The sequence below is a fragment of the Pseudoalteromonas sp. KG3 genome (assembly GCF_030436385.1).
Classification (GTDB): domain Bacteria; phylum Pseudomonadota; class Gammaproteobacteria; order Enterobacterales; family Alteromonadaceae; genus Pseudoalteromonas; species Pseudoalteromonas prydzensis.
The window spans coordinates 1,008,103-1,034,225 of sequence record NZ_CP098524.1 but is presented as its reverse complement, the minus strand read 5'-3'; the positions used below and the strand labels follow the sequence as shown (position 1 = coordinate 1,034,225).

The 26,123-nt window shown below is 40.6% G+C and carries 22 protein-coding genes and 1 pseudogene; 11 read left to right on the top strand and 12 right to left on the bottom strand.

The genetic code is table 11. From position 1 onward, the window contains the following. Positions 1-11: 11 nt before the first annotated feature. Both NDQ71_RS22880 and NDQ71_RS22875 read right to left on the bottom strand, forming a co-directional pair. Entirely contained in the window at positions 12-2,753 is a 2,742-nt protein-coding gene (locus tag NDQ71_RS22880; protein ID WP_301562821.1) for a TonB-dependent siderophore receptor, read from the bottom strand. Beyond that, a complete protein-coding gene (locus tag NDQ71_RS22875; protein WP_192541998.1) occupies positions 2,710-5,511 on the bottom strand; it encodes an Ig-like domain-containing protein in 2,802 nt (933 codons plus the stop codon). Before NDQ71_RS22875 ends, NDQ71_RS22880 begins: the two co-directional genes overlap by 44 nt. A gap of 165 nt (positions 5,512-5,676) precedes the next feature. Between NDQ71_RS22875 and NDQ71_RS22870 the strand changes: the two genes are divergently transcribed. Together NDQ71_RS22870 and NDQ71_RS22865 are read left to right on the top strand one after the other, a co-directional pair. Further along, entirely contained in the window at positions 5,677-6,057 is a 381-nt protein-coding gene (locus tag NDQ71_RS22870) for a VOC family protein (protein ID WP_192541999.1), read from the top strand. Between the two features lie 106 nt (positions 6,058-6,163). After that, positions 6,164-6,400 (top strand): hypothetical protein, encoded by a 237-nt coding sequence (locus NDQ71_RS22865; RefSeq protein WP_283708901.1) that lies wholly within the window; start codon positions 6,164-6,166, stop codon positions 6,398-6,400. Positions 6,401-6,414: 14 nt separating this feature from the next. Here NDQ71_RS22865 and NDQ71_RS22860 read toward each other — a convergent pair whose 3' ends face one another. Both NDQ71_RS22860 and NDQ71_RS22855 read right to left on the bottom strand, forming a co-directional pair. After that, entirely contained in the window at positions 6,415-6,921 is a 507-nt protein-coding gene (locus NDQ71_RS22860) for a zf-TFIIB domain-containing protein (RefSeq protein ID WP_283708900.1), read from the bottom strand. A gap of 41 nt (positions 6,922-6,962) precedes the next feature. Further along, complete coding sequence (locus NDQ71_RS22855; RefSeq protein WP_301562820.1) at positions 6,963-7,556, bottom strand: DUF4202 domain-containing protein; 594 nt, start codon at positions 7,554-7,556, stop codon at positions 6,963-6,965. A 250-nt stretch (positions 7,557-7,806) separates the two neighbouring features. Between NDQ71_RS22855 and NDQ71_RS22850 the strand changes: the two genes are divergently transcribed. Further along, on the top strand, positions 7,807-8,058 hold the full coding sequence (locus tag NDQ71_RS22850; RefSeq protein ID WP_301562819.1) for a hypothetical protein: 252 nt from the start codon (positions 7,807-7,809) through the stop codon (positions 8,056-8,058). A 13-nt stretch (positions 8,059-8,071) separates the two neighbouring features. On the opposite strand, the gene NDQ71_RS22845 is transcribed toward NDQ71_RS22850, so the two are convergent. Then, positions 8,072-9,607, bottom strand: a complete 1,536-nt coding sequence (locus NDQ71_RS22845) for a sigma-54-dependent Fis family transcriptional regulator (protein ID WP_301562818.1) — start codon at positions 9,605-9,607, stop codon at positions 8,072-8,074. A 185-nt stretch (positions 9,608-9,792) separates the two neighbouring features. Between NDQ71_RS22845 and NDQ71_RS22840 the strand changes: the two genes are divergently transcribed. Continuing rightward, entirely contained in the window at positions 9,793-10,410 is a 618-nt protein-coding gene (locus NDQ71_RS22840) for an alpha/beta hydrolase (protein WP_301562817.1), read from the top strand. Positions 10,411-10,585: 175 nt separating this feature from the next. Here NDQ71_RS22840 and NDQ71_RS22835 read toward each other — a convergent pair whose 3' ends face one another. Further along, entirely contained in the window at positions 10,586-11,746 is a 1,161-nt protein-coding gene (locus tag NDQ71_RS22835; RefSeq protein WP_301562816.1) for a PLP-dependent aspartate aminotransferase family protein, read from the bottom strand. 18 nt (positions 11,747-11,764) lie between these two features. Next, positions 11,765-12,769, bottom strand: coding sequence for an isopenicillin N synthase family oxygenase (locus NDQ71_RS22830; protein WP_301562815.1), 1,005 nt, complete (start codon positions 12,767-12,769; stop codon positions 11,765-11,767). A 348-nt stretch (positions 12,770-13,117) separates the two neighbouring features. Between NDQ71_RS22830 and NDQ71_RS22825 the strand changes: the two genes are divergently transcribed. The 5 genes from NDQ71_RS22825 to NDQ71_RS22805 are packed head-to-tail and all read left to right on the top strand — an operon-like array spanning position 13,118 to position 18,113. Continuing rightward, positions 13,118-14,338 (top strand): OprO/OprP family phosphate-selective porin, encoded by a 1,221-nt coding sequence (locus NDQ71_RS22825; protein ID WP_301562814.1) that lies wholly within the window; start codon positions 13,118-13,120, stop codon positions 14,336-14,338. 28 nt (positions 14,339-14,366) lie between these two features. Continuing rightward, entirely contained in the window at positions 14,367-15,377 is a 1,011-nt protein-coding gene (locus NDQ71_RS22820; RefSeq protein ID WP_301562813.1) for a sulfate ABC transporter substrate-binding protein, read from the top strand. Positions 15,378-15,379: 2 nt separating this feature from the next. Continuing rightward, a complete protein-coding gene (gene cysT, locus NDQ71_RS22815; protein WP_301562812.1) occupies positions 15,380-16,234 on the top strand; it encodes a sulfate ABC transporter permease subunit CysT in 855 nt (284 codons plus the stop codon). A gap of 41 nt (positions 16,235-16,275) precedes the next feature. Next, complete coding sequence (gene cysW / locus NDQ71_RS22810) at positions 16,276-17,115, top strand: sulfate ABC transporter permease subunit CysW (protein WP_301563106.1); 840 nt, start codon at positions 16,276-16,278, stop codon at positions 17,113-17,115. Beyond that, positions 17,112-18,113: a sulfate/molybdate ABC transporter ATP-binding protein gene (locus NDQ71_RS22805; RefSeq protein ID WP_192542451.1), complete on the top strand. Its 1,002-nt coding sequence runs from the start codon at positions 17,112-17,114 to the stop codon at positions 18,111-18,113. Before cysW ends, NDQ71_RS22805 begins: the two co-directional genes overlap by 4 nt. A gap of 42 nt (positions 18,114-18,155) precedes the next feature. Here NDQ71_RS22805 and NDQ71_RS22800 read toward each other — a convergent pair whose 3' ends face one another. Then, positions 18,156-19,844 carry an SLC13 family permease gene (locus tag NDQ71_RS22800; RefSeq protein WP_301563105.1) on the bottom strand — a complete coding sequence of 563 codons (1,689 nt, stop codon included), beginning with the start codon at positions 19,842-19,844 and terminating at the stop codon, positions 18,156-18,158. Positions 19,845-20,501: 657 nt separating this feature from the next. Then, entirely contained in the window at positions 20,502-21,671 is a 1,170-nt protein-coding gene (locus NDQ71_RS22795; RefSeq protein WP_301563104.1) for a lipid-transfer protein, read from the bottom strand. Between the two features lie 213 nt (positions 21,672-21,884). Between NDQ71_RS22795 and NDQ71_RS22790 the strand changes: the two genes are divergently transcribed. Next, entirely contained in the window at positions 21,885-22,391 is a 507-nt protein-coding gene (locus NDQ71_RS22790) for a hypothetical protein (RefSeq protein ID WP_301562811.1), read from the top strand. On the opposite strand, the gene NDQ71_RS22785 is transcribed toward NDQ71_RS22790, so the two are convergent. After that, positions 22,388-23,593, bottom strand: a complete 1,206-nt coding sequence (locus NDQ71_RS22785) for an anhydro-N-acetylmuramic acid kinase (protein ID WP_301562810.1) — start codon at positions 23,591-23,593, stop codon at positions 22,388-22,390. The genes NDQ71_RS22790 and NDQ71_RS22785 overlap by 4 nt on opposite strands. Positions 23,594-24,052: 459 nt before the next feature. Between NDQ71_RS22785 and NDQ71_RS22780 the strand changes: the two are divergent. Further along, positions 24,053-25,057: pseudogene (locus NDQ71_RS22780) on the top strand (TrkH family potassium uptake protein); the annotation flags it as partial. Between the two features lie 258 nt (positions 25,058-25,315). Here the strand turns inward: NDQ71_RS22780 and NDQ71_RS22775 are convergent. Both NDQ71_RS22775 and NDQ71_RS22770 read right to left on the bottom strand, forming a co-directional pair. After that, positions 25,316-25,696 carry a VanZ family protein gene (locus NDQ71_RS22775; protein ID WP_301562809.1) on the bottom strand — a complete coding sequence of 127 codons (381 nt, stop codon included), beginning with the start codon at positions 25,694-25,696 and terminating at the stop codon, positions 25,316-25,318. A gap of 89 nt (positions 25,697-25,785) precedes the next feature. Beyond that, a complete protein-coding gene (locus NDQ71_RS22770) occupies positions 25,786-26,112 on the bottom strand; it encodes a YkgJ family cysteine cluster protein (RefSeq protein ID WP_301562808.1) in 327 nt (108 codons plus the stop codon). Positions 26,113-26,123: the final 11 nt, after the last annotated feature.

Here is a 26,123-nt window from a genome sequence, read left to right as displayed (position 1 = left end):
ATTGTATCCTCTTAATAATCAAGTTGTAGGCCTAACCAAAAACGCCGTCCTAGCTCCACCCCTGTACTATAAGGGCTCACTTGATACGTACGTTTATTTAAAATATTTTCGCCTTCAAAGCTTAAAGTGACTCGATAATCACGTGCGACTGCCAGTGTGTACTTTACACTGCCACTTAATAACCAGAAACTAGGCCTTTTCTCTATGCGGTAAACTGGATATTCTCGACGATTTGGTGAGCAGCCATCACAAATAGATGTTGCCTCTTTTATCGATTGAGTTGTTCCTGTGGCGTAAATAGCATCTTGCTCACCATTAAAGCGGGCATAAGCTGATAGTTGCCAATTATCAAAACGCCCACCCCAACTCAAATTGGCAATAATTGGGCGATTAAAGTCTTGCTTTTCTAGCTCCATATCATGTCGTGTCATTAAGTTATATGTCGAATCGTTTTCACGGCTATTTAAGTCATAATTATCACCTCTAATATAAACTAACTCATTATCGTCATAGGAAAAATTTAAGAAGTAATCAGTGCTGTTGACATAGGTTTGCGTACTACCATCAAATTGCTCTGCACTTGTTGTATTACTGGCGTGAGAAACATTAAACTCAACGTGCTGAGTATCAAAAGTAGCCATCCAGGATAAGCTAAGACGCTGATATTCACTACTTCCAGAGTTTGCACCATATAAAATTGCTTCCCCTAACTCATTTGTTCCTTTTACGCGGTTAATACTTTCATGCTGTTCACGGTATAACCATTTTAACTCTAACGTCCCACCTAGTACTTGGTGACGATATACTGCTGAAAGCTCATCACTGTATGGTGTTTTTAAATCTTTATAAACATAACGGTAACCACGATTAGATAACTCGGCCTGCCATTGTTGTGGGCGGTGCTGATAAATCGCTCTCACCTCTGTAAACGTAGGTACCATAGCTTCATTAAGCTTATAATTGATTGCATCGCTTGCGTAATATCGATTTGCACCAAAAATAAATTTACCGGTATTTTCAAACAACGAGATACTACCTCGTAATCTTGGAGCCACATTATGGTTTTCAAAAAAGTCGTTATAATCATACCGGGCACCAATTGTTAATGAATATTGTTGCCATTCAAATTCATTTTCTACATAAGCTGAAAAGTTATTCACACTGGCTTCAGCTCGTGCTTTTGGTGTAGTTTGTCGATATTGAAAATACTGCCCAGTCTGACTTATGTTGCTTTGATACAATAAAAAATCATCTCCGTTTGACAAATCCAAAGGGCGACCTAATTCAGCTTCAATATCAGCTATCGGCTGGTTGAAAACAGTTTCAACACAGTCAATTTGATACCCGGCACAATCGATCATAGGTGACACGATAGCGCCGTTATAAATAGTCGCGTTTTCTAAACGATCAAAGACTGAAACCTGATGATCTATTGCATAACCCAGTGATAACTGAGAGTCTGCAAACAATACTTCCCCTAATGGGAGTTCGAAATCTTGCTTTGCTGTATAGGTTTCTTGTGTTTTGGTAATATCACCGAAACCACCTTCATTGCTCGTCATTGAGCCATCATAATCACCCCAGTTTTTACCAGGAATATTTATCCAGTTATACCAAGCTGAACTAGCATCTTTTGAGTTTCTACTGCTACGCCAACTAATTTGCGAGTCCATGTAGCCCCAATGACGATTAGCTTGCCAGGTTAAAATGGCGGTACTTCCCCCACCTTTCACTGTGTAATCACTATTTATGGCATTAACATCAAAGTAATTTCCTTCGTAAGGTGCATATAAATAATTAAATGAAATATCGTCATTGGTGGTTACAGCATAATCAAACTTAACCATGCCGTTATAATTAGTTTGCTCTTGTAAACGTAAATGACCTAATTGTTCGAGTGACTCTTGGGACTTTAAGTATTGAAATTGCGCAATCACTCCAAGCTTATCTGTCAGAGGTGCCGCGATATGAGTACTAAAACTACGCTTTTGAAACACGGCATTATCTAAGGTGTCTGAGCCATCAAAATCTGGAGCATAAAAATTATGATAATCCACCCAGTCGTCAGCTGTTTGCCGGTAGCTAATCCCAAGCGAAACCTCATCCCTTGCTTTACGCGTTTGTGCCTGCACTAAACCACCATTAAAATTGCCATACTTAGCGGGAATATTGCTATCGTAAACCTCAATACTCTCAACTAAATCAAGATTAAGAAATAACTCTTGGCTATGCCCTGACACATCTTGCAGCAAGTTTCTATCGGTATTCCCTAGTTGATTGTTTAAATTAGAGTTATTCGATACACCATCAATTAAATAAGCGGTTGCCTTACCTTCAGTTCCAGAAATAGACACTTCAGATGGTTTAATATTACTTACTTGCTCGGCTGAGTAAGCAGCTTCGCCATACTGAACTCCTGGCAAAATCCCCAACAAATCATTTAAATTACCGTTACCAAAACGATAATCTTCAATCATTTTTCTATTTAAGGTATACACACCTTGACTACTCACTGAAATTGGATTCGGCTGCTGCCCCCTCACTTCTATTACTTCAATGTTTTTAATACAATCTGGCTCTTTTTTCTCACAAGTTTCATAACGACTCTTTGTGATTTCTTTCTCAAGCTGTCCACTTGGTTCGGCTGAGGATACAGGCGTACTCAGCATTATGCTGAGCAGCCCAAAAGTAAAATATCGTATATTCATTTTACTGACGAGTCTCATCCAAAGGATAAGTGTCAGCGTCATCATTTACACCGTCACCATCACTGTCTAAATCAAGTTCGATGCCAGACTGAGCAATCATTTCATCACTAGCATAAGGTGCAAAGAAGTTAGCCTTACCGTCATTATCAGTATCAACTGTCGCGATAGTCACCCTTGTAAAAGCATCATATTGACTCAGATAATTAATGACATCTGTAACTATAGAGTCATGCTCTACCACTCCTAATGCGGCTTTATCTTTTAATGCTAATGCCGCATCAAATTGACCTAACATTAAATATTGATTAGCGAATTCAGGGTAATACTGTAATTGTAATTGTAGCGAAGCTTCATCCAACCGATTGATGTTCCAATTAATCAAATCAACCCAAATTGCCGTTGCATCACTAATAAGTTGCTGGTAATTATTGATTCTTCCGGCTTGTGATTTTAGCGTTCGGTAATACTGCGAAAAGTTGTAAGTGCTTCGGCTTGATGCATCAAAAAAATCTTGTGTCACTGCAAACTGGCTGTCTACTGTCACCGCCTCTTCAACTTGTTTAATTAGATTTGCGTAGTCTGAATAGTATTGGTTTGCTAATTCAAATTGGCCACCTTTACCAAACGCAGCAGCTAATTGGCCTGTATCTGAAACCTTTCGTGCAAGATCTTCTTCACCATAAGTTGCTAAAAAGCTTTTAGCTACTTCGATAAGTGGCGTGGCAGCTTCATTTTGTCCCAATGGGTTGTGGTATTTAATAAGATCAACACTCGAAGCAACGACATCCTCTTTTGTTACTTCTGTGCCATTGACTTGTGCATAGTTATTTAGTGATATTTCACGACATGTAGTCAGTGTTTTATTCGCTTGCTCTCGATAGCTTTGTTCTCCAGTTAAACGAATAACTTCGAACAGTTGCTCAAGCAATAGCTGGCACCCAGTAGTACCTGTTACGAAAACTTGTTCCCCAATGTTTTGCGCTATATATTGCTCAGAACTCAATAATTTCAAGCCTTCCGCGATATACTTTGCAGCACCAGCATAGCGCCCCTGGTCGATTAAAATACGTGAGCCACCAGGATTTGAACTATTAAACGCAATGATATTAGTAAATAATCGTCTTAGATCGCTATCATCTTTTGCGGCCAAAATTAACGCTAAGCTTTCATCTGCATCTTCAATATTTCTAACGTACGCAAATAACCGCGCGTCTTCAGCATCTTCCTTAGCCCAATCGTAATATGTACTTCCTTGTTCAAATGGGGTTAAAAAGCTCGTTTCTAAGTCTAAATTTGGGTATAAGTTTACAAAGGACTCTGCAAAGTTTATCAAGCCAAATGGATATTCGACCATTGTAACGTCAGCATATTCATCTTTTTCGCGGGTATAAGCTTCGTCATAATTGACTACACCATGAAGCGCCAGTGCATCAGCAAGCGCACTTTTAGCTTTATCAAGTTGCCCTAGTAAACGATAGTTTTCAACCACATCACCTAATGCAACTTGGCGGGTACTAAAATAAGGTTTTCCTTCATTACCATTTCGGTCATTCGATACGTATCGGTAACCTATCATGTTAGCAAATTCATAAAGCCTGTCGGCCATGCTAAGCGCATAGTCAAAATCAGCTTGCTCTCGACTGGTTTGCCATGTTGCTATCACTTCATCAACTGAGTTTCTAAAACCAAAGAACAGCCGTAATGCTTGTGTTGTTTGCTCGGCTTTAAGGGCTGAACTTAATAATATATCTAAAACATTATAGCTTTGTAGTGCAAGTGCAGGCTCACCGGCATTTAAATAAGAATCAGCAAGCTCATAAAAGAAATCTTGATCTTCAACCGCAAATGCAGAAATGCCTTTGGCAGCGATGTATTGCGAATACAAATTACTCGCTTCTAAGCGGAGCTCATTTGCTCGCTCAAGTTTACCTTGCAAATTGTACTGATTTGCAACATTAACAAGTGCAACAGCACGTAGGTCATCACGAATAATACTGTCAGCAGTGATGAAACGTTCAACTTCATTATCTAACCCTGCTTCAGCGTATCCGGTAGCTAAAGCTGTATAGACACCACCAAGATTAATATCATTTTCGATATTGGCAGCAAGAACTTCAGAACGTTTAAGATGAGATTGTTCAGAAGCATAATAATAGTAAGCACGGTCAGCATTAGTTGCCAAGTTAGTGGCTATTTCTAGCGTTTTTGCTACAACACCATTATTTCCATCATTTACGGTCAATTCAAAGCTATCAATGGCATTTGTTAATGTTGAAGGGGTATAAGTTAATTCTCCACTTTGCGCGTCTATAACGAGCTCGCCATTAAATGGTTGTTTTGTTATAGAATAAGTGAGTGTATCGCCGTCAACATCACTGGCGCTAACTTGACCAACTTTAACTTCTCCACCACTAACCTGAACTTTATCCATGGTAATGACAGGGAAGTCATTGATCGCTGCAACAGTTGCACTGACAGTTGTAGTCGCTGTATCTTCGCCATCAGATACCGTTATTGCAAAAAAGTCCTCTCCATTAAAGTTTGTATCAGGTGTATAAATCACTTCGCCTGAACTAGCACTTACTGAGACCGAACCGTTACTCGCAGCATTTGCTAGAGAGTAAGTCAAACTATCATTGTCTTTATCAGAGGCGTTCACTAATAAACTTGCACTAGCATCTTCATTTAAAAATACAGAATACTGAGCTTGTGAAAATGTTGGTGCTGAGTTCGATTCACCGCTAGAGCCACAGCCAGCGAGCACTACTGCACTAATCGCAATAGATAAAAGTTTTAATTTCATGTCAATTCCCCGTTAATAACTATCGGGATCATAATGCAAAGAATTATCATTTGCAATATGATTAACAATTGAAATTCCAAAAACTATTCAAGCTATTAAATAAATTATTAAGTGTTAACAAAATAATCATCTATTATTAGGTTAAATATATTCAAAGAGGTGTTAATGGAATACATAAGCCAAATAATCTACGTTGATAACGTTGAAGAAACTTTAGACTTTTACTATCAAGCATTTGGCTTGAGTACCTCATCAATCAGTGATAATGCCGAATATGGTGAGCTTGCAACAGGTGCTGTCAAAATAGCATTTGCTAATCACCCTTATGCACAAGCTCATTTTAAACAAGGCTACATTCGTGCTCACCCAAAACAGCCAGCGCTTGGTTTTGAACTGCGCTTTAGCTGTAGTGAGCTCAGCGAAAGCTATGATAGAGCGGTATTGGCGGGTGCTGAGCCACTTTGCCCACCAAGCTATAGAGAAACTCAATATTATGCCTATGTGCGTGCAATTGAAGGTACCTTGATTTGCTTATTACAAGCCTAGCCCTTCATCAAAACAGCACTAAAGTTTAACTTTGTAGCAATATAAGCCACACACAACTGTCATCAATTTTCCTTATCTTAGCGGTAATTTAAATAAGGAGATGGCGATGAATACACTACTACTGACATTACTGTTACTAAGCCCTAGTGAAGTATTATTAAGTGAGCAAGTAAAACTACAAACAACTGAAACTCTTCACGTTATGCAGAATGAAAATAAAGCAATGTTGAAAAAGCAAATCACCACGACATTAGAGAATATGGAACTGGTATTGCCTGTAATTGTTGATCAGCAAACTTTAGCGAAAGTACAAAATGTAAAACAGCAACTTAACCAAGACTAAGTTGCTCTGCTGAATTAGTCCAAAAACGAAGCTAAAGCGAGCTCAACTAAGCTTTCGGTATTTCTATTATGGCTTTTCTTAATACCGCGCTGGCTAAATCGATTAGTCGGTATTTCAAATTGTGTAAAGCCATGATTATTGGCTTGCTGGTTCAATAGTAATTGCTTTTCTTTCACTGTTAAGTGATTTTCGTGAATTTTATGCAGCTCACTTGGATCTAGCCAAATACCTGCGCAGCTTGGGCACTCATCAATTTCGACCACATGAAGAGGTGTGAAAAAACGCCGCATCATCACGATATTCGGGCACTTAGGACAATTAATTCGTGCAGTTAAATCAACATCAGTGTCAGGTAAAGTAGCCAAGTGCTCAGCAAGCACCACCGCTCTTTTTAAGGATGGATCACTAAAATTAAAAATCTGGCAATTATCAAAAAATACCCCGCCATTGGCGGATGAGAAAACCTCGATCTCCCCAACCACTAGTTTAGTGAGTTCTATATTTGTCCTTGGGCAGCGCATATCCAGCTCCTTAGCATTTGCTTACTCATTCCAGTGAGATATTAACTCGGTGCAAGTGCCTTTTCAATTAACGGTACTAACGGCGCTGGTAAAGTAACATTACCCGCCAAAACGAAACTGTGAGCTTCTGTAGACATTTTTTGCCACGTACGTTGTAAAATGCCAATCCACTTTTGCTCATCGTAATCCGGTTTGCTTTGCGCAAACGCCAACATGTAATGTTCGATAAACACTAAACTTGCGATATCTTCAACCAACTGACTATCAGGGTTACGCTTAATGTGCTTTTTTGCCACCGCATTATACACACGTTGCTGCTGGGCTTCAGAGCAACCCGCTTGCTGCATTAATTCAACCACAGTATCAGCATGAAAAATATATAAGGCGCTACGCCATTGGTGGTAACCTTGCTTATTGAGCGGAAAATCACTTCGCGGTGAACACCAGCGTTTAATGTGTTGCGCTCGAACTGCTATATGCATTAACTCGTCGGCATCAGGCTGAAAACGATTGAGCATATCTGTCATCCGCTCTGAGTATAAGCGCTCTTTAGGCCAAACATTATCGTTATGCTGCTCTTGGTTTGGATCTTGGCTGTTTGCCTCATCAATTAATGCGATTACGTGTTGCAACATCGGTGACTCGTTATTGTTATTTAACTAATAGCTCTATTCTAATCAGCAAGTTGCTAATTAGCTAGAAGGAAAATAAGGCAAAGGCAAAAATGATTTTGCTATATTTATCCAGCACAACAGGATAGTTTTTATTATTGAGCTTTTTTGTCAGTATCATTTTCAAATATTTTTAACTTACCAAAAAAATGAAAGAAATTTACTTCTCATCCTGTCTAACTACATGAGAGTAATACTAACAGAAGAAATTCATATGTGTTCATCCCCTAAATCAAGTCGAGCAGTTAGTGTTAGTAAACCAATAAAAGCGTTTGGAGAAGATCTTTCTAAAGAGCAACGGTTGCACTTTGCAGAAGTAGCTAACCGTGCCGATGAGCGACGCAAAAAAAGGGTTGAGGAAAAACGTCGCTGGGAGCAAAAACATAATACCGGTAGAAACAAACAGCAACATACTTCCGTTTGGCAATGGTTAAACAATTTTTTTGCCTCTCTTGCTACTCGATAGAGCATTATTTGAGTCAAGATAGTAGGTTTGAGTTTCCTGGAAAATATTTTATTTCAATCTGATATTTGCGCATTTTTGAGCGTAGTGTGTTGGGGTTTATATTGAGTAAACTAGCTGCTCCCCCTTCACCACTTATTTTTCCATTGGTGACCTTGAGTGCATTATTTATCGAAGAGACAATGGTTTTTTCTAGAGGCTCGATTGCTACGTTTTTATCGAGCTTATTTTCATGATTGTTATTTTCAGCAGGGATGGCAGGTGCCGTCACTTTAAAGCTGGGACCAAGAGATGCTTCAATATCTAACTGCTTTCCTTGACCGAGTATTGCAGCTCGTTCCATAACAACTTGCAGCTCACGCACATTCCCCGGCCAATGATAAGCTTGGAGCATAGTAGCTTGATGTGAAGTTGGAGGAATATAAGGTAGCCCTAACTTCTTTGCTGCACGTTCAGAAAAATGATTTGCTAAAGCGGAAATATCTTGTTTTCTTTCTCTCAATGAAGGTAAGTAAATTGGAAAAACATTGATTCGGTACCATAAATCTTCACGAAATAATTTTTCATTGACCATGTCCGAAAGGTTTCTATGTGTGGCAGCTATTATTCTCACATTAACGTTTATTTCACGTTCACCACCCACTCTATTAAGTGTCCCTTCTTGCAATACTCTTAGTAATCGTGTTTGAGCAGCTAATGACAGCTCACCAATCTCATCCAGAAATAATGTGCCGCCGTCAGCACGTTCGAACCAACCTAGCTTAACACCGGCTGCCCCCGTGAAACTGCCTTTTTCATGTCCAAATAATTCTGAATCAATTAAATCAGGCGAAATAGCACCACAGTTTACTCTGATAAATGCTTTGTCTGCTCGAGGGGACTGCTCATGAATGGCTCTGGCAACGACTTCTTTACCTGAGCCTGTTTCACCTCGAATCAAAGCTGTTAAATCAGATGGAGCCACGATATTCACTTGCTCCATAGTTTGAGCTAACCCATGTGATGAGCCAATTATTTGATTGTCCATATTATCCTTGCCCATTTTGGATAACAGATCTTGGCATTGTGATTGCACAACTTTAGTCGCTTGTAGTAATTTTTGATGCTGTAAGTAATTGTTGGCAGCAACTGAAAAAATAGGGAGCAACCCGGGAATATAATCAAAAGCAAATGTAACTTGCTCTCGACGATAAATAAATGCAAGTAGTATTTGTTGATCTGCTGCGCAACTTAATTTACTTAATATCACACAATGTTGCTGATCTTGTTGCAGTGGTAATACACGTGTTACCTGAGAGCGAAATCGTTCGTCAGCAAACCACTGTTGAATCTCTCCATGCAATAAACTGAGTTCAACATTTTTGCTTTGTGAGAATGAACTTGCTAAAAAACGAATTTTTTCAGGTTGCTGTTGCCACCTTACCACCCCAATTTCATTCATAGAAAATTCTCTTTTAAGGAAGGGGAGCAACTCTTCGAGTAATTTAGGCAACTCCGGTGTTTCTGCAACTTTTCGCCAAAAAATGGCGAGCAATTCGGACGTTAATATCATGTAAATGGCCTGTACTTACTAAATAAGACGAATCTATCACAATAAACCAACAATTGATGATATATAAAAACCAATACTTATATCAATTTAATATATACAAAAAAATCAAAACCTTACCTTTGGCTCGAAATTTGATGTAGCTCACTAGTCATGTATATATTTTTTACTTTTAATTAGGAGAGGGAATGAAAACGACTACATTGATAGTGCCTGGTTATCGCGGCAGCGGACCTCAACATTGGCAAAGCTGGCTTGAAAGCCGGATCGAAGATAGTCATCGTGTAACAGGGATTGACTGGGATTCACCAGAACTGCTGAAATGGGCTGAAGTATTAAGCGCAGAAATAGCAAAAACAACAGGAAAAGTTTGGATCGTCGCCCATAGCTTTGGCTGCCTTGCAAGTGCTGTTGCGATACAAGATTGGAAACATAAAATTGCCGGCGTGTTGTTTGTCGCACCTGCTACACCACGACGTTTTACTTTAGCGGGGCCAATACAGGAAGGTGTTCCCGGAAATGAAATAAATATATCTGCATCTATTCCTTATCAAAATCTGGATACATTTGGTGTGCTTGTTGCGAGCCGAGATGATCCGTGGATGCCTTTTGAAGAAGCACAAAGTTGGGCTAATAACTGGGGTCTTGCAACCTATGACGCCGGATTTAGCGGCCATATTAATGAAGCGTCAGGTCATGGAGCATGGCCTGACGGAGAAGAGTTACTTAATGCGATATTTTTCGCTACTGGAAACAAAAAAGAAAGCGAGTTTACACTTCCATTTTTAAAGAGTCGAGTTTCATAAGTTTTGTGCTTTTTTAAAAATAGCAAAAACTCCATTCTGCTCGAAATAACTAAAGAATAGAGTCTGTCTGAGGTGAGAGATTAGACCGTTTAAGAAACAGCGTTGTAAAAAGCCGAGATATATAAAATCTCGGCTTAAACTCACATTATAATATTTATATTTAATTTAAAAATGTTTAACGCGCTAAAGCTTGTGCAAGATCAGCGATTAAATCGTCAGGATCTTCCACTCCTATACTCAACCTAATCAGATTATCATTAACCCCAGAAGCTAACCTGCTTTCAACATCCATTGCAGCATGAGTCGTGCTGGCAGGGTGACAGGCTAGGCTTTCTAAATCACCTAAACTAACAGCTTGAGTAAACAGCTTTAAATGGTCTAAAAAACGTGCTACTCGGCTAAATCCTCCCTCCAGTTCAATGCTCACCATCCCGCCAAAGGCATTTATTGTTTCCCTCAAAACTTGATAGCCTTGATCCTCTAAGCGACCAGGATAATAGATTTTTACAACATTTGGGTGTGCCGCAAGAAAAGCAGCAACTTTAGCAGCGCCCGCAATATGTGCATCCATTCTAAGTGCTAAAGTACGTAAACCACGCTGAAGTAAATAGGCTTCCTGTGGCCCAATAGCAGCTCCTATATGCTTAAGTGCTATGGTGCGAATTGGCTGCATTAACGCTTTACGCCCGGCGACCACACCCGCGATTAGATCACCATGACCACTTAAATATTTAGTAGCGCTGTGCATTACTATATCTATACCATGTTCCAATGGTTTGAATAAATAGGGTGTTAAAAAAGTATTATCACAAATGGTGATTGCCCCAACCCGCTCAGCTGCTAACATGACCTTACGATAATCACTGACCTTTAAAGTCGGATTAGTAATTGGTTCAAATAAAATAATTTTTGTCTCGGGGGTTATCTCTGACAATAGGTGAGCATCATCTTGATAACGACGTACTGTAATGCCCGCTCGAGTAAGCGTCTGAATTAAAAATGCTGCGGTGCCTCCATATACAGGATCAATAAATGCAACTTCATCACCTTGACTTGCCAATGAATAAAAAATACTACTGATTGCTGCCATACCACTGGCAACAACGAGTGCTTCATCTGCTCCTTCTAGCTGTGCCAATTGTTGTTCAAGTGTTTGTACGGTGGGATTGGCCATGCGACTGTAGATAAAACCAGGCTGTTCACCTGCAAAACGAGCTCGCCCATCTTCGGCACTGCCATAAGCAAAAGTGCTACTTTGATAAATAGGTGTCGTAAGGGCTCCTGTTGAGTTTTCAGCGGTATGATTGGTGTGAAGTAATTTAGTTTTGAACTGCATAATAGCTCCTAATTATAATTAAATAGCATCGGCAAATGAGGCATAATGAGCTTTCGCAACATCAGGATGTGAGCGTAAACGCCCTTTTAATACGTTTTGCCCAACTTGATTAAAGAGTGGATTTAATGGATCGCTTGCCGGCCCTTGAGCTTGGCGTGCCAAATATTCAGGCAAAGGTAACAATGGCACCGTTGCGTTCAACTGTGCCGCCATAAAAAAGGCGCAAGAGTAGCGATCAACTCCAGCTTGTGGACTAGTGACTCTGTGATAAGTCGCTTTTAAATATCCATTAGAGGCTAACTCAAGTAATTCACCTATGTTAACAACAAAAGCGCCTGCAACAGGCGGTACACTTAACCAGCCGTTGTCAGTCTGAACTTCTAAACCAGATTGCTCATCTTGCAACACTAAGGTGAGGTAGCCTGGATCCTTGTGCGCTCCAACACCTTGGGCTGAAGTATGCCTTTTACTATTTGGATAGCGAATAAGTTTCATGTGTTGGTAAGGGCTATTTCCTATCGTGGCATCAAATGCAGTTTCAGGTTGTTCTAATGCTACTGCAAGAGCTTTTAATAGCGATACACTGATAGCAGCTAAATCTTGTTGCCATCTCAATAAAATCGATTTCATCTGCGGTAAGTTTTGCGGCCATTGATTAGGCCCTTGTAACTGACACCAGATAGGTAAATCGTGACTTGGCATATGAATCGCCTCTTCTTTCATTATGTCAAATTGTTCGCGCAAATCAGGCCTACCGAGTGTTAATTCACCCTGCAAGCGGGTATAACCGCGAAAATGAGGACTATTCGTCATCTCAACTGCTAGCTTTTCAGGCATTGGTAATGCAAAGAAATCTTTTGTTAGTTGCAGTATTTGCTGTTGTCTCGCAAGCTCAATGCCATGACCAGTCAAGTAAAAAAAACCTATTTTTCTAGCTGCATCTGCAAGTTTACTAATAAAAGCCTGACGACTTCGTCCATCCCCATGCCAATCGCTTAAATTCAATACCGGTAATTGTTCCATGAATCACTCCATTTCAATATGTAATTTGAGCTGGAGTGTATTGCTTTATCGATATTTGGATAACTAACTAATAACTATTTGATATATTAAATGGTTATAATATAACTTTTAGATATATGGAGGTCCAGACCGCTAAACTTCCATATATTTGTAAACAAGGATTTGGCTATTTCGCTTATGATCAAAAATCGTTAAATAAGACAGATTCACTACATTTAATAAAACAATTGGTTATATAGGACGCTTATAAAAACACTTTTTAGAATATACATAAAAATCAACAATTTAAAAATGGCACGAATATAGCTTTAGCTATGTAAGCTATTAATAAATTAGGAATTTAACTCAATGCGAACGATACCATTTTTTACTACAAGTTTACTCTTATTTGGAATTACAGCTCCGGTACTTGCAAACTCTAACGCTTCACAAAATGAAGCGATAGCGGAAGAAATTAATGATTTACACAACAAAATTGCGGCGCTAGAAAAGCGCTCCCAATCAAGTTGGGTCGATAATTTAAAAGTGGGTGCTTTTATTCAGGCAGATGCCCGCTATTTTACTGATGACGATACCGGAACCGATACGTTTTTGATCCGCCGAGCGCGTATAGATGTACGTGGCAAAATCAATAACACCTTTAGTTTTCGTATTTTGCCGGAATTTGGTGATGGTAAAAATGGCGAATTACTAGATGCTTACCTTGACTGGAAAACCAGTGAAAGTGCAGCATTGCGTATAGGTAAGTTTAAATCATCAATCGGTTTGGAGCGTGTGCAATCAGGCTCAAGGTTATTGTTTCTTGAGCGCGGCTTAACTGACAACTTAGTGCCTAATCGTGATGCAGGGATTGCCTGGAATTATAAAACTAAAGAGCAACAAGTAACTATTGGCATCGCTAACAACGCCGGAGATCGTATCGACGCTGGCGTAGATAACGACGATACTAAAGCCGTTTATGCTCGTATTTACTGGCAGCCTGAATATTTAGGAGGTTTAGGAATAGGTATCGCGAGCAGCCTCGCTGAATCAGAACTAAACAGCAGTTTACCCACCTATAAAACCTCCAGCCGAGCTACTGTGTTTCGCTATAACAGTGATGTTCTGCGAGATGGTAAGGAAACTCGTGTAGCTCCCCATTTTACTTATTACAACGGTCAGTTTGGCGCATTTGGTGAGTATGTTGCATCTTCATTGGAGCTGACCAATAGTCAGAACCAGCAAGTTGACATTACCAACACCGCTTGGCAAGTCGTCGCCAGTTGGATCGTCAGCGGTGAGCAGAACAGCTGGGGTGGGGTGAAACCTGCATCAGATAGTGGAGCTTGGGAAGTGGTTGCTCGTCTGGCTGAGCTGAATATAGATGAGGATGTTTTCATAGCTCACGCCGATGCAGCACGTTCCGTAAGCAATATTCGGTCCGCCACTGTGGGGGTGAACTGGCATGTCAATAACAATGTGAAAGTATTAGTAAACTATGAAATCAGTGATTTTGATAATGGAAAATCTGTAAGCCTAGATCGCCTTGATGAAAAACTGCTTTCTGCACGCCTGCAATTAACCTTTTAATACATTAATTTATAACGGAGAAGTAAAAATGAGAAAACTACTAAGTATTGTGGCACTCGCTAGCAGTGTATTATTAACACCTATAGCTTTAGCTGAAACAAAAACATTATTGAATGTGTCTTATGACCCGACCCGCGAATTCTATAAAGAATATAACGAGGAATTTGCCACTTACTATAAAGCTCGTACTGGTATTGATGTACAGGTGCGTCAGTCTCACGGAGGGGCTGGCAAACAAGCCCGCGCAGTGATCGACGGTTTGCAGGCTGATGTGCTAACTCTGGCACTGGCTTATGATATTGACGCCATATCGGAACGCGCGGGGCTATTTGATAAGAACTGGCAAAAGCGCTTACCTTATGGCAGTGCTCCTTACACCTCTACCATTGTATTTTTGGTACGCAAGGGCAACCCTAAAAATATTAGTGATTGGGATGACTTGGTAAAACCTGGTATAGAGGTAATTACCCCAAATCCGAAAACCTCTGGCGGTGCTCGCTGGAACTATCTAGCGGCTTGGGCTTATGCCGAACAGCGCTACGGCAGTGAAGAAAAGACCAGTGAGTTTGTCAGCAAATTATATCGCAATGTACCTGTGTTGGATTCGGGAGCCAGAGGTTCAACCAATACCTTTGTGCGTAATGGTATTGGTGATGTGTTATTAGCTTGGGAAAACGAAGCGCTGCTCGCCACAACTAAGCTTAGTGATGCTGCTGAATTTGAAATTGTAGTACCGTCACTGAGTATTCTCGCCCGTCCTCCGGTTACTCTTGCGGATAAGCATGCTAAAAATCATAACGTTGAAGAAGAAGCTAAGGCTTATCTGGAATATCTATACAGCCCTGTAGCTCAGCGTTTGGCAGCTAAACACTTTTACCGTCCAGTGCATCCTGAATTCGCTGATCAGAAAGATTTACAGCGCTTCCCTGATGTAACCCTGTTTACCGTTGATGATGTATTTGGGGGCTGGCAACAAGCTCAAAAGAAGCACTTCAATGATGGCGGCGTGTTTGACAAAATTTATCAGCCAGGGCGTTAATTATGTCTTTGAGCAAGTTGAAAACTTACTCGGTGTTACCAGGCTTTTCATTAAGCTTGGGATATACCCTTTTTTATCTAGGGCTGATAGTGCTGCTGCCAATAAGTGCGTTGGTGGTAAAAACGATGAGTCTGAGTTGGAGCGAGTTTTGGAGCGTGATTACCGATGCCAGAGTAGTCGCCTCATATAAATTAACATTCGGAACAGCGTTATTCGCAGCAAGTGTGAACCTCGTATTTGGATCATTAGTCGCATGGGTATTGGTGCGATACCAATTTAAAGGCAAGCGGATTGTGGACGCCCTGATTGACTTACCTTTTGCACTGCCAACGGCGGTAGCGGGTATTGCCCTGGTCGCCATTTATGGGCCTAACGGACCTATAGGGTCAGTGTTACTGGAATGGGGAATAAAAGTGGCATATACCCCTATTGGTATTACCCTAGCGTTGATTTTTATTGGCTTTCCCTTTGTAGTTCGTACGGTGCAGCCAATTTTGGAGGACTTTGAACAAGAACTTGAAGAAGCCTCAGCAGCGCTAGGCGCAGGCCGCTGGTATACCATTCGTCGGGTGATATTACCGCACTTGTTCCCATCAATGTTGACCGGCTTTGCCCTGGCATTTGCACGAGGCGTTGGCGAATATGGTTCGGTAATTTTCATCGCTGGAAATATTCCAATGGTGTCTGAGATCACCCCCCTACTGATCATCACCAAACTGGAACAATATGATTATGCTGGTGCCACGGCTATTGCCTGTGCCATGCTGTTATTCTCGTTGTTGATGTTACTGGTGATCAATGGTTTGCAAGGTTGGCTTGAGCGCAGAGAAAAACAATTTGATGGAGTAATGGCCTGATGATTATAGCAACCAAAAAGTGGTTTGAAGATCGACCAACAATGACGGTTTATCAGCCTGCGGTAACCGAAAAAACATGGGTTAGAAGGACATTATTGACGCTCGCACTGACATTTATAGTTGCTTGTTTAATTTTACCGTTATTAATGGTGCTTTACGAAGCGCTTCGCTCTGGCTGGGATGTATACCTTGCGTCAATCACTGAACCAGATGCTCTTGCGGCTATTCGTCTGACATTACTAGTTGCGGCGATCTCGGTGCCACTTAACTTAGTATTTGGCGTGATGGCTTCATGGGCAATAGCTAAATTTGACTTTTTCGGTAAACGTTTCTTATTAACACTAATCGATTTGCCGTTTTCTGTCAGTCCCGTTATTGCTGGCTTAGTGTTTGTATTGCTATTTGGTGCAGGCGGATGGTTTGGTGACGAAGTTACGGCTATGGGCTGGCAAATCGTTTTTGCCGTACCAGGGATTGTGTTGGCCACACTATTTGTCACCTTTCCATTTGTCGCAAGGGAATTGATCCCACTGATGCAAAGCCAAGGTACAGATGAAGAGGAAGCTGCCAGAGTGTTAGGGGCATCTGGCTGGACTATCTTCAAAAAAGTAACCTTACCAAATATTAAATGGGGTTTGCTGTACGGAGTCATTTTATGTAACGCCCGTGCTATGGGCGACTTTGGTGCTGTTTCTGTGGTATCTGGGCATATTCGTGGGGTAACAAATACCCTGCCATTACATGTTGAGGTAGTTTACAACGAGTATCAATTTACAGCGGCATTTGCCTGTGCATCGTTATTGGCGTTTTTAGCCATTATTACCCTGATTATAAAAGAAGTTTTGCACCGTAACCTACAGAATCAACGAGTGAAATCATGAGTATTGAAGTAAATAATTTATTTAAACATTTTGGTAATTTTACAGCTTTGAATGATGTTAGTATTACCTTTCCAAGCGGTTCATTAGTGGCTTTATTGGGGCCATCTGGTTGTGGTAAAACCAGCCTACTGCGTGTTATTGCAGGGTTAGAGCAAGCCGATGCTGGCGAAGTGTTAATTAACGGTAAGAATACAGCTGGGCAGGATATTCGCTCTCGACAAGTAGGATTTGTTTTTCAGCATTACGCATTATTCAAACATATGTCGGTATTTGAAAATGTCGCGTTTGGACTTAAAGCAAAGCCGCGAGGTGATCGTCCAACTGATGACGAAATTAACCTTAAAGTCATGCATCTGCTAGAGCTTGTGCAACTAGAGTGGTTGGCGGATCGCTATCCCGCACAATTATCGGGCGGTCAACGTCAGCGGGTTGCATTAGCCCGAGCCTTAGCAATTGAACCAAATGTGTTGTTATTAGATGAGCCTTTTGGGGCGCTGGATGCCAAAGTACGCAAGGAGTTGCGCCGCTGGTTACGCCGTTTGCACGATGAGCTGCATATCACCAGCTTATTTGTTACACATGACCAAGAAGAAGCGCTGGAGGTCGCTGATCAAATCGTAGTAATGAACAAAGGGAAGATTGAGCAAATTGGTACCGCGCAGCAAATCTATGAACAACCCGCCAGTGAATTTGTTTATCAATTTATTGGTACAACGAATAAATTGCCTGCATCGTTGCAATCGTCAGAAGAAGACAAAAAAACGTTAACACACTATTGCCGTCCCCATCAATTTAGCGTTTATAACGAAGAGCAACCTCATACCCAAACAGCAACATTATTACGTTCATTATTAATTGGGGGGACTGCACGGTTAGACGTTGTGCTAGAGGATAAAACAGATATAGAAATTGAATTGTCACGAGCAGACTTTCTTGCGCTAGAATTACGTGACGGACAAAATATTTGGTTCAAAGCTAATCAAGTGACTCAATTTTAAGCCAGTAAATTAGTATAGCAGTGGCTAGCCACTGCTATGATTTTATGCCAAGGTTAAAGGCCAAAATAGATATAAAATGGTTACTGTAGCTGTGCCAATGAATAAATTCATTGGCAGGCCAATTTTTAGAAAGTCATTAAATTTATAGTTACCAGGCCCCAATACCATCAAATTAGTCTGATAACCTAGCGGAGTTGCAAAGCTTGCTGATGCCGCCATCATAATGGCAAAAATATAAGGTTCAGCATTTAACGCTGCCTTATCTGTGATTTCAATAATAATTGGTAAAATTAAAACTGCGGCGGCATTGTTGGTAATGACTTCAGTCAGTATTGAAACGGTCACATAGGTCAAAATTAATAACAACAGTGCATTGCCCGCGCTAATATTTACAATATTATCAGCAATAAAACTGGCGACACCGGTCTTTTGCAGTGCAAGACCTAATGAAAAAGAGGCGGCTATGGTCAATATGACGGTCAAATCGAGGCTTTTTTCTGCCTGCTTAACCGATAAACACCCCATTGCTAGCATAAGTCCCGCACCAACTAACGCCGCATTTAACATTGAGGTGATACCAAATGCAGCAGATAATACGGCGCACACTAATATTCCCCATGATAAATTGGCTTTTTCATGATTAGGCTGCTCGTGATCTAAAACATTCACAAGGAGAAAGTCTTTGTTATACTTTTGCCTTGATATAAATGCTGGTCTTGCTTCAAGTAGTAATGTATCGCCCGCTTGGATTTTTATGCCTCCTAAGTTAGACTTTAAACGTTCGCCATTTCTTGCAACCGCAAGTACGACTGCGCCATACCTATTTCTAAACTTTGAATCTCTAATCGCGCTTCCCAATGCTTCACAATGCGGTGACACGACGACTTCAACTAATGTGCGCCCTGATTTTTTTTCATCTAATGAAGATTTATCCTGATTTAAAGGCGCCTCAATACCATTGATTTTTAATAGATCTGTGATGGCTTCGGTCTGTCCTGCAAATACTAGCCTGTCGTTTCCATAGAGTATTTCATCGGATGAAACTGCGCTAAGAGTTGTGTTATCCCTTTCAATTTCAACTAAATAAATTCGTTTTAAATTTCTAAGTCCAGCTTCTGCAATTGACTTCCCAACCAAAGGACCATTATTGGAAACACACACTTCCAGAGTAAATTCTCTGAGATCTGAAAACGGCTTACTCTCACGCTTATTTGGTAACAAGAAGGGAGAAATAAAGTAAATAAACACCATTCCCAAGATTGCAATAGGTAAACCAATAAGGGTTATATCAAACAGTCCGAATCCTGGGTTACCAGTAATGCTTTGATACTGACCATTTACTACCAAATTAGTGCTTGTTCCAATAAGGGTAATTGTTCCTCCCAGTATCGCAGTATAGCTAAGCGGTATTAATAGCCTCGAAGGAGCTAAATCATTTTTCTTTGACCACGCCATTATTGCGGGGATCATGGTGGCAACAACAGGTGTGTTATTTAGGAACGCACTCAATGGCACCACTGGAATAAAAATCCTAAGCAGTGCTGCACGTAAGTTTTTGGGCGAACCTAATAGTTTATTAACTAAAATATCTATCCCACCTGAATGGTGTATTCCAGCAGCGACCACAAACATTGCTGCAACAGTTATCAACCCTGAGTTACTAAACCCAGCTAATGCCTCACTGGTTGTTAAAATACCACTCACACTGAGTATTGTCAGTGCTGCCAGCATCACAACATGAGGCGCGATTTTCGTTCTGATCAACGTTAAAAGCACTAAGAGTGTTAAGCCTAAAGTAAGCCATCCGGAAAAACTCATACTTTATTATTCCAATTATAATTTATCCCACTAGATTAGCATTTATTTGATATTCCAAAAAAGATATATTTAAATGAAAAATATAACAAAAGAGAATATAGATATAGAAAATAATTTAGCTGGGAATAAACTTTCATTATTAGGCTCAGTGAGCATTAAATAATTGTAGTTGTGTTTAAGCTTTTCATACTTTATGACAACCCTCTCTGACGCAGAAAAAAAATGAAGGTTATTACGAACAATATCTCAGTGTTTTTAATGCCGTAGGTGGTGTCTGTAACAACTAGGTTGAGCTTTTAGCGTCGAGAGACTCGATCTGAACGCTATCATCATACGATTATCACCTCTACTAATAAATTAAACTACCAGATACATTACATAGATACGACATTCCATATCACTGTTAAGATTAATCCCAGCACCTTGCCTAGGTATATGTATTGGGAAATTAAATTATACCTACCTCATGCTATTCAGTTTCATACCAATTAGTTAAAAACACTTCCTTTAAAATAAATGGCACGGTAATCACCGAGCTGTCTAATTGGTTAGGTGTTTACCTTACGAAGCTTACTGACCATAAATAGTCACCACTACAGCGCCGCCTAAACCAATATTATGCTGTAGCGCAAATTTTGCGCCTGTTACTTGGCGTTTACCGGCCTCACCTCGCAAATGCCAACATAATTCAGCACATTGCGCTAACCCTGTTGCCCCAATGGGATGGCCTTTCGACATCAGCCCCCCTGAGGGACCAACCACAAATTTACCGCCGTAGGTATTATCATTTTTTTCAACTAACTCTATTGCTGCGCCTTCTGCACACAGACCTAAGGCTTCATAATTAATTATTTCGTTAGGCGTAAAGCAGTCATGTAATTCAATAACATCTATCTCTTGTGGGCCAATACCCGCACTATTATATGCTTTATTCGCAGCGCGCTTAGTCATATCAGCACCCACTGAAGAAATTGGATCTTGCCATGACACTTGCGTGTCTGTCGTCATGGTTTGAGCTAGGATCTTCACGCCATGCGATAGGCCATTTCGTTTGGCAAACGCTTCGCTACAAATAATCGCAGCTGCCGCTCCACAGGTTGGTGGGCAAGCCATAGTACGCGTTAAGTAGTTATCAAAAATAACTTTATCATTGAGTACATCAGCCATTGTTAATGGGGTATTAAACAACGAGTACGGATTATTGACAGCGTGAGAGCGAGATTTCACAGCCACTTTGGCAAATAAGCTCGCATCTACATGATATTTTTCCATATAATGACGCCCCGCACTGCCAAATGTCCTTAAAGCGATAGGCCCTTGTGGTACATTAAATTGCTCATAAACAGGCTCAACGCGATCAAATGGGCTTTCTCTATCTTGCCAATGTGACACTAACGCCCCCGGTTGCATTTCTTCAAAACCGAATGCAAGTGCACATTCAACTTCACCAGACAACACAGCTTGCCTTGCTAAATATAGCGCTGATGAACCACTTGAACAATTGTTATGAACGTTGACGATTGCTATACCACTTTGAATAACATCATAAAAAGCATGCTGTCCAGATGTACTATCACCATAAATATAAGCTGCGAATGCTTGCTCGATTTGTTTGGCGGTAATACCTGCATCTTTCACTGCCATTTTAATCGCATTAGCAGCCATGACACGATAAGGCTGATGCTGACCTGGCTTTTGAAACTTGGTCATGCCTACACCTGCAACAATTACGTGGCTCATCATTATTCCTGTTTATTATTTTTGTTATTTGCAGTGTACTATTAAAATGAATGATTGTGACTAAAGATAAAACCACTGCTTTAGAATAAAAAATACAAATTTTAATTCTTTTTCTCATAATCTATACCCGTGTAGATTTAGTCATAATTTTGCAATCTAATTAATGGATAATTTATATTCAATTTAACTTATTGTGAAAGATGACTAAACGAAATGAGCAACCCTTTAGTGCGATTAAACTTTGCACTGCAATCTTTTGAAGATCTATTATCTGCAGCTATGTCACACACCACGGAGTATGACACGTTGCATTTGCTTGCCAATGATCGCCACGAGATCAGCCTGCTGTGCGTTTTACCCGAAGACGCGCATGAAGGAGATATCATTTCATTAAGTGTTACTCATCTGGTTGCCCGAGATGCACGTTATTATGTAGAGCGCCCCCTTACATTAGCAGATATTGAAAAAGGCGAAGTGCAGCTTGTATTAGTTGAGATTGGTTTTCATGATGATAGCAATGAATATGTATTACAGCTCATGTTGCATGGTCTTCACGCTACCCTAAAAGATAGCGCTGAGTTTGATGTATTGATCACCCCTTATGAAAGTGGCTTTGTGATCCCTGTGATCGCTGTGATCGCTGCTAAAAAAACCACAAAGAGTCATGATTTTCGCCAGTATCTAGCAAGCTTTAGCAGCTCTTTTTTATCACTTTTTTAATCAGCAAAGCTCACTTTACCCATAGTGATAGTGGGTATGCCTTGTGCTTGATTACCAAAACGTTGCTGCCCTCCCGCTAAACATTCGTTTGCTAAAATGGCAAATAACACCGCTTCTTTAGCATCGGGATCAATGCCTAATGCGTGGGTGTTTTTGATCATTTGCAACTGCGGACATAAAGATAAAATATGCTGCATAAATAATGGGTTATGAATTCCACCGCCACTTGCATAAACCGCAACATTATCAAGCTTTGCACTACAATCATTAATAGCGTTAGCAATCACTTGGGCTGAAAAGCGATTTAGGGTGGCCATAACATCTGGATGGGTGAGCTCTGTAGTATTGGTTGCAGCTTGCGCACGTGCTAGGTATTGCAAGTTAAATACTTCAGGTCCGGTGGTTTTTGGCAACGCCAAACTAAAAAACTCATTATCACAAAGCGCTGTTAGCAAGGCTTGATTAACCGTACCTTGAGCTGCAACTTGACTGTCTTTATCATAATGCAGTGGCGCAAAGTAACGCTGAATATACGCATCCATAATGGTATTACCAGGCCCAATATCGGAACTAAACACCGCACTGGCATCGGCAGATCTGGGCAGATAGGTTAAGTTTGCAATACCGCCCATATTCAGCAAAATACGGTTTTCATCAGCACTGGTAAAGAATAAGTAATCACCATACACCGCTAAAGGTGCCCCCTCGCCGCCAGCAGCAATGTGTTTTTGGCGAAAATCGGCAATCGTGGTAATACCGGTTGTTACTGCTAAATGGTCGCTATCACCTATTTGCAAGGTACCGTGATTAAAATCAGCGTGGCTATGTTGGCTTTTAGGGCAGTGATAAATGGTTTGCCCGTGACTGGCAATTGCATCAATGTCATCCGCGGCTATATTCCATTTTGCTAAACACTGGTTCACCATTTTACCGTGTAACGCACCTACCCAAGGGTGCAATAAAGTGACCAGTTCAAGGTCACATTCACGCTTAGCAAACACCTTTTTTATTTTTTGCTTATAGTCATCGTCATAATCAACAGTTTCAAAGGCCAAGACTGAAATTTGAGTCTCCATACCTTGGCCTGAAATCTGGCATAACGCAACATCGAGGCCATCAAGTGATGTGCCACTCATCAGACCAATTATCAATCTTTGTTGCTTTTTAGCACTATTATACAGCTTTAATATATGCTGATGCATTATATTTACCTTTTAAATCAATATATTATTTTTTATAACCGTGTCAAACCGCAAGGAATACTTTATACCTTAACTTTAAATATTTAAAGAATAATTATTGCAAACACGTTAAAAATGCTTTAAAACTAATCAACACCCATAATAGCAAAAAATACATAACCACGGGAATCGACAATAAAATACTGCAAACATAACTCAATACGGCCACTGCATTTACTGTCTCCTATTGCATTGGCAATTATTACTACAACCAGCCCTGCATTAATAGCCGCGGAACAAGCTGTTGAGCAAAAGAAACCTGAAGTTATCACTGTGACAGGTTCGCGTATTCAACGCACTGAATTAGTGTCTAGTAGCCCTGTGGTGAGTGTTGACGAGACACAAATACATTTAGATCGTGCTGTAAATGTTGAAGATATTACCGCTAAGTTGCCACAAGCAGCAGCGGGTGCAAATAGTACCGTTACTAAAGCGGCATTTAATCAAACTGATACGTCAACCTTAGTCAGCACCGCCAAGTCCGTATTGCTGTTTTCATTATTAGTTGAAACCTTAGGTATTATTATTCTAACCTTGTATTGGGGCAAAGAGCTGGGCTGGTTAAAAGCCTTCTCGCACGCCGTATTTTATACCATTAGTGCTTTTAATAATGCTGGTTTTGCCCTGAGCCCTAACAGCTTGATGGACTATGTTGCCGATCCAGTCGTCAACCTCACTATTACTGGTTTATTTATTGTCGGTGGCCTTGGTTTCACTGTGTGGATGGATTTATACAAATCAAAGCGCTGGGCGGGGCTGTGTACTTACAGTAAGTTAATGATCATCAGCACGGTAGTCATTAACGTAGTTGCGCTGTTGCTTATTTATGCCATTGAATACAACAATCCCAATACCTTACAACCACTAAGTGAGCTTGGAAAATGGTTAGCGGCATGGTTTCAGGCAGTAACCCCCCGTACCGCTGGTTTTAATACCCTCGCAATCGAAGAGCTACGCAATGCCAGCACTGCACTGACTATGATGCTAATGTTTATCGGTGGTGGCTCACTCAGCACCGCCAGTGGTATCAAAGTGGTAACCTTTGTAGTATTAATTTTAGCGACCTACAGCTACTTACGCCGCGATAAAGGCGTTACAGTGCTGCGTAGAGAAATTGATAAGGAAACCATTTACAAAGCATTGGCATTGACTATTATTTCAGCGGGAGTCACTTGGTTAGCTATTTTCACTTTACTCTTGGTAGAAGATGCGCCGTTTATTGATATAGCGTTTGAAGCAGTGTCAGCAATCGGCACGGTGGGTTTATCCCGTGGGCTTACCGGTTCGTTATCGCCGATAGGAGAATTCATTATTATGTTTTTAATGTTTATAGGCCGCATTGGCCCGCTCACTATTGCTTACTTCTTAGCAAGTCCAAGAAGCAAAAAACTCAGATATCCCAGCACCCCATTATCAATCGGCTAAATAGCAGAGCTGGGAGAGTCTCAAACTAAATCCCAGCTAATGCTCGCTCAGTGACGTACTCGCCTGATGTCATTTAAAATTCGCCACATACTAACAAACGATTTTCAGAGATTACTAACGTAGAAGGTTAATAACGCAGACACCTACTATTAACTTATGGCACACAGCCAAAAATTAACCATGATAGTTTAAGCGCTTGCTACGCAGGGAAAAGCTGTTCATTTGCAGTAATCAACTAATGTAAGCTAACAAAACTCGTCATCGCGAAGCGTTATTTATCAGCTTGGTTATCAAACTAAAAGTGAGGATACCTAAAGCATCAGCAAGTAGATCAGCGATGTCTAACGTTCTGCTAGGTATGAAGTATTGGCTTAGTTCTTCCAATAAAACGAATAGAAACACGACGCTCGAACCAATATACAAATTGCATGACAATACTGAATATGATTTTAGCTTAAACGCAAAATTAGCACCTAAAGCAAGCAAACCAAATAAACAAAAGTGCCCTACTTTATCGCCATAAGGGATACTTCTAACAAGCTCAAAGAAAATACTATGTTGCCCCGTATTAGCTTGATATATGACCCATATAATAAAGCCAAGAAAAGTAACTGACACAATAGTGATTAATTTATGCATGATTTTTTAATGTTTTTATTGAGTTACCAACCATAGCCGAATAGCGATTATGATTCAATAACTTAGTGATGTACTGCAAAAAGCAACCATCAGATCCCTGCAAGGTCACGCTCGGTGATGCACTCGTCCGATGCCATTTCAAATTCGCGGCAAACTAATGGGCGATTTTCGTAGATTGAACACATTAAGGTGTTGCGATCAAGCGCTTGGCACCAGCCATCATCTGCGCGTTTCATCACTTCACTGCCCCATTTATCATACTCAATATAATGAAATGGCACACCAGTGTCGGTCACAATACGCACTTCTAACTGACAACAGCATGCTTGGCAATTAGCACAAGTAACAGGCTCAGGGGCTGATGTAACATTTTTTATTGCAATGATGGTTTCATCGGGGTGAACAATCTGGGGCATAAAGGCTTACT

Bases quoted from the DNA above. Each gene is read 5' to 3' on its own strand.
- NDQ71_RS22880 (WP_301562821.1), bottom strand. From the start codon at position 2,753: ATGATGACGCTGACACTTATCCTTTGGATGAGACTCGTCAGTAAAATG.
- NDQ71_RS22875 (WP_192541998.1), bottom strand. From the start codon at position 5,511: ATGAAATTAAAACTTTTATCTATTGCGATTAGTGCAGTAGTGCTCGCT.
- NDQ71_RS22870 (WP_192541999.1), top strand. From the start codon at position 5,677: ATGGAATACATAAGCCAAATAATCTACGTTGATAACGTTGAAGAAACT.
- NDQ71_RS22865 (WP_283708901.1), top strand. From the start codon at position 6,164: ATGAATACACTACTACTGACATTACTGTTACTAAGCCCTAGTGAAGTA.
- NDQ71_RS22860 (WP_283708900.1), bottom strand. From the start codon at position 6,921: ATGCGCTGCCCAAGGACAAATATAGAACTCACTAAACTAGTGGTTGGG.
- NDQ71_RS22855 (WP_301562820.1), bottom strand. From the start codon at position 7,556: ATGTTGCAACACGTAATCGCATTAATTGATGAGGCAAACAGCCAAGAT.
- NDQ71_RS22850 (WP_301562819.1), top strand. From the start codon at position 7,807: ATGTGTTCATCCCCTAAATCAAGTCGAGCAGTTAGTGTTAGTAAACCA.
- NDQ71_RS22845 (WP_301562818.1), bottom strand. From the start codon at position 9,607: ATGATATTAACGTCCGAATTGCTCGCCATTTTTTGGCGAAAAGTTGCA.
- NDQ71_RS22840 (WP_301562817.1), top strand. From the start codon at position 9,793: ATGAAAACGACTACATTGATAGTGCCTGGTTATCGCGGCAGCGGACCT.
- NDQ71_RS22835 (WP_301562816.1), bottom strand. From the start codon at position 11,746: ATGCAGTTCAAAACTAAATTACTTCACACCAATCATACCGCTGAAAAC.
- NDQ71_RS22830 (WP_301562815.1), bottom strand. From the start codon at position 12,769: ATGGAACAATTACCGGTATTGAATTTAAGCGATTGGCATGGGGATGGA.
- NDQ71_RS22825 (WP_301562814.1), top strand. From the start codon at position 13,118: ATGCGAACGATACCATTTTTTACTACAAGTTTACTCTTATTTGGAATT.
- NDQ71_RS22820 (WP_301562813.1), top strand. From the start codon at position 14,367: ATGAGAAAACTACTAAGTATTGTGGCACTCGCTAGCAGTGTATTATTA.
- cysT (WP_301562812.1), top strand. From the start codon at position 15,380: ATGTCTTTGAGCAAGTTGAAAACTTACTCGGTGTTACCAGGCTTTTCA.
- cysW (WP_301563106.1), top strand. From the start codon at position 16,276: ATGACGGTTTATCAGCCTGCGGTAACCGAAAAAACATGGGTTAGAAGG.
- NDQ71_RS22805 (WP_192542451.1), top strand. From the start codon at position 17,112: ATGAGTATTGAAGTAAATAATTTATTTAAACATTTTGGTAATTTTACA.
- NDQ71_RS22800 (WP_301563105.1), bottom strand. From the start codon at position 19,844: ATGCTGGCAGCACTGACAATACTCAGTGTGAGTGGTATTTTAACAACC.
- NDQ71_RS22795 (WP_301563104.1), bottom strand. From the start codon at position 21,671: ATGAGCCACGTAATTGTTGCAGGTGTAGGCATGACCAAGTTTCAAAAG.
- NDQ71_RS22790 (WP_301562811.1), top strand. From the start codon at position 21,885: ATGAGCAACCCTTTAGTGCGATTAAACTTTGCACTGCAATCTTTTGAA.
- NDQ71_RS22785 (WP_301562810.1), bottom strand. From the start codon at position 23,593: ATGCATCAGCATATATTAAAGCTGTATAATAGTGCTAAAAAGCAACAA.
- NDQ71_RS22775 (WP_301562809.1), bottom strand. From the start codon at position 25,696: ATGCATAAATTAATCACTATTGTGTCAGTTACTTTTCTTGGCTTTATT.
- NDQ71_RS22770 (WP_301562808.1), bottom strand. From the start codon at position 26,112: ATGCCCCAGATTGTTCACCCCGATGAAACCATCATTGCAATAAAAAAT.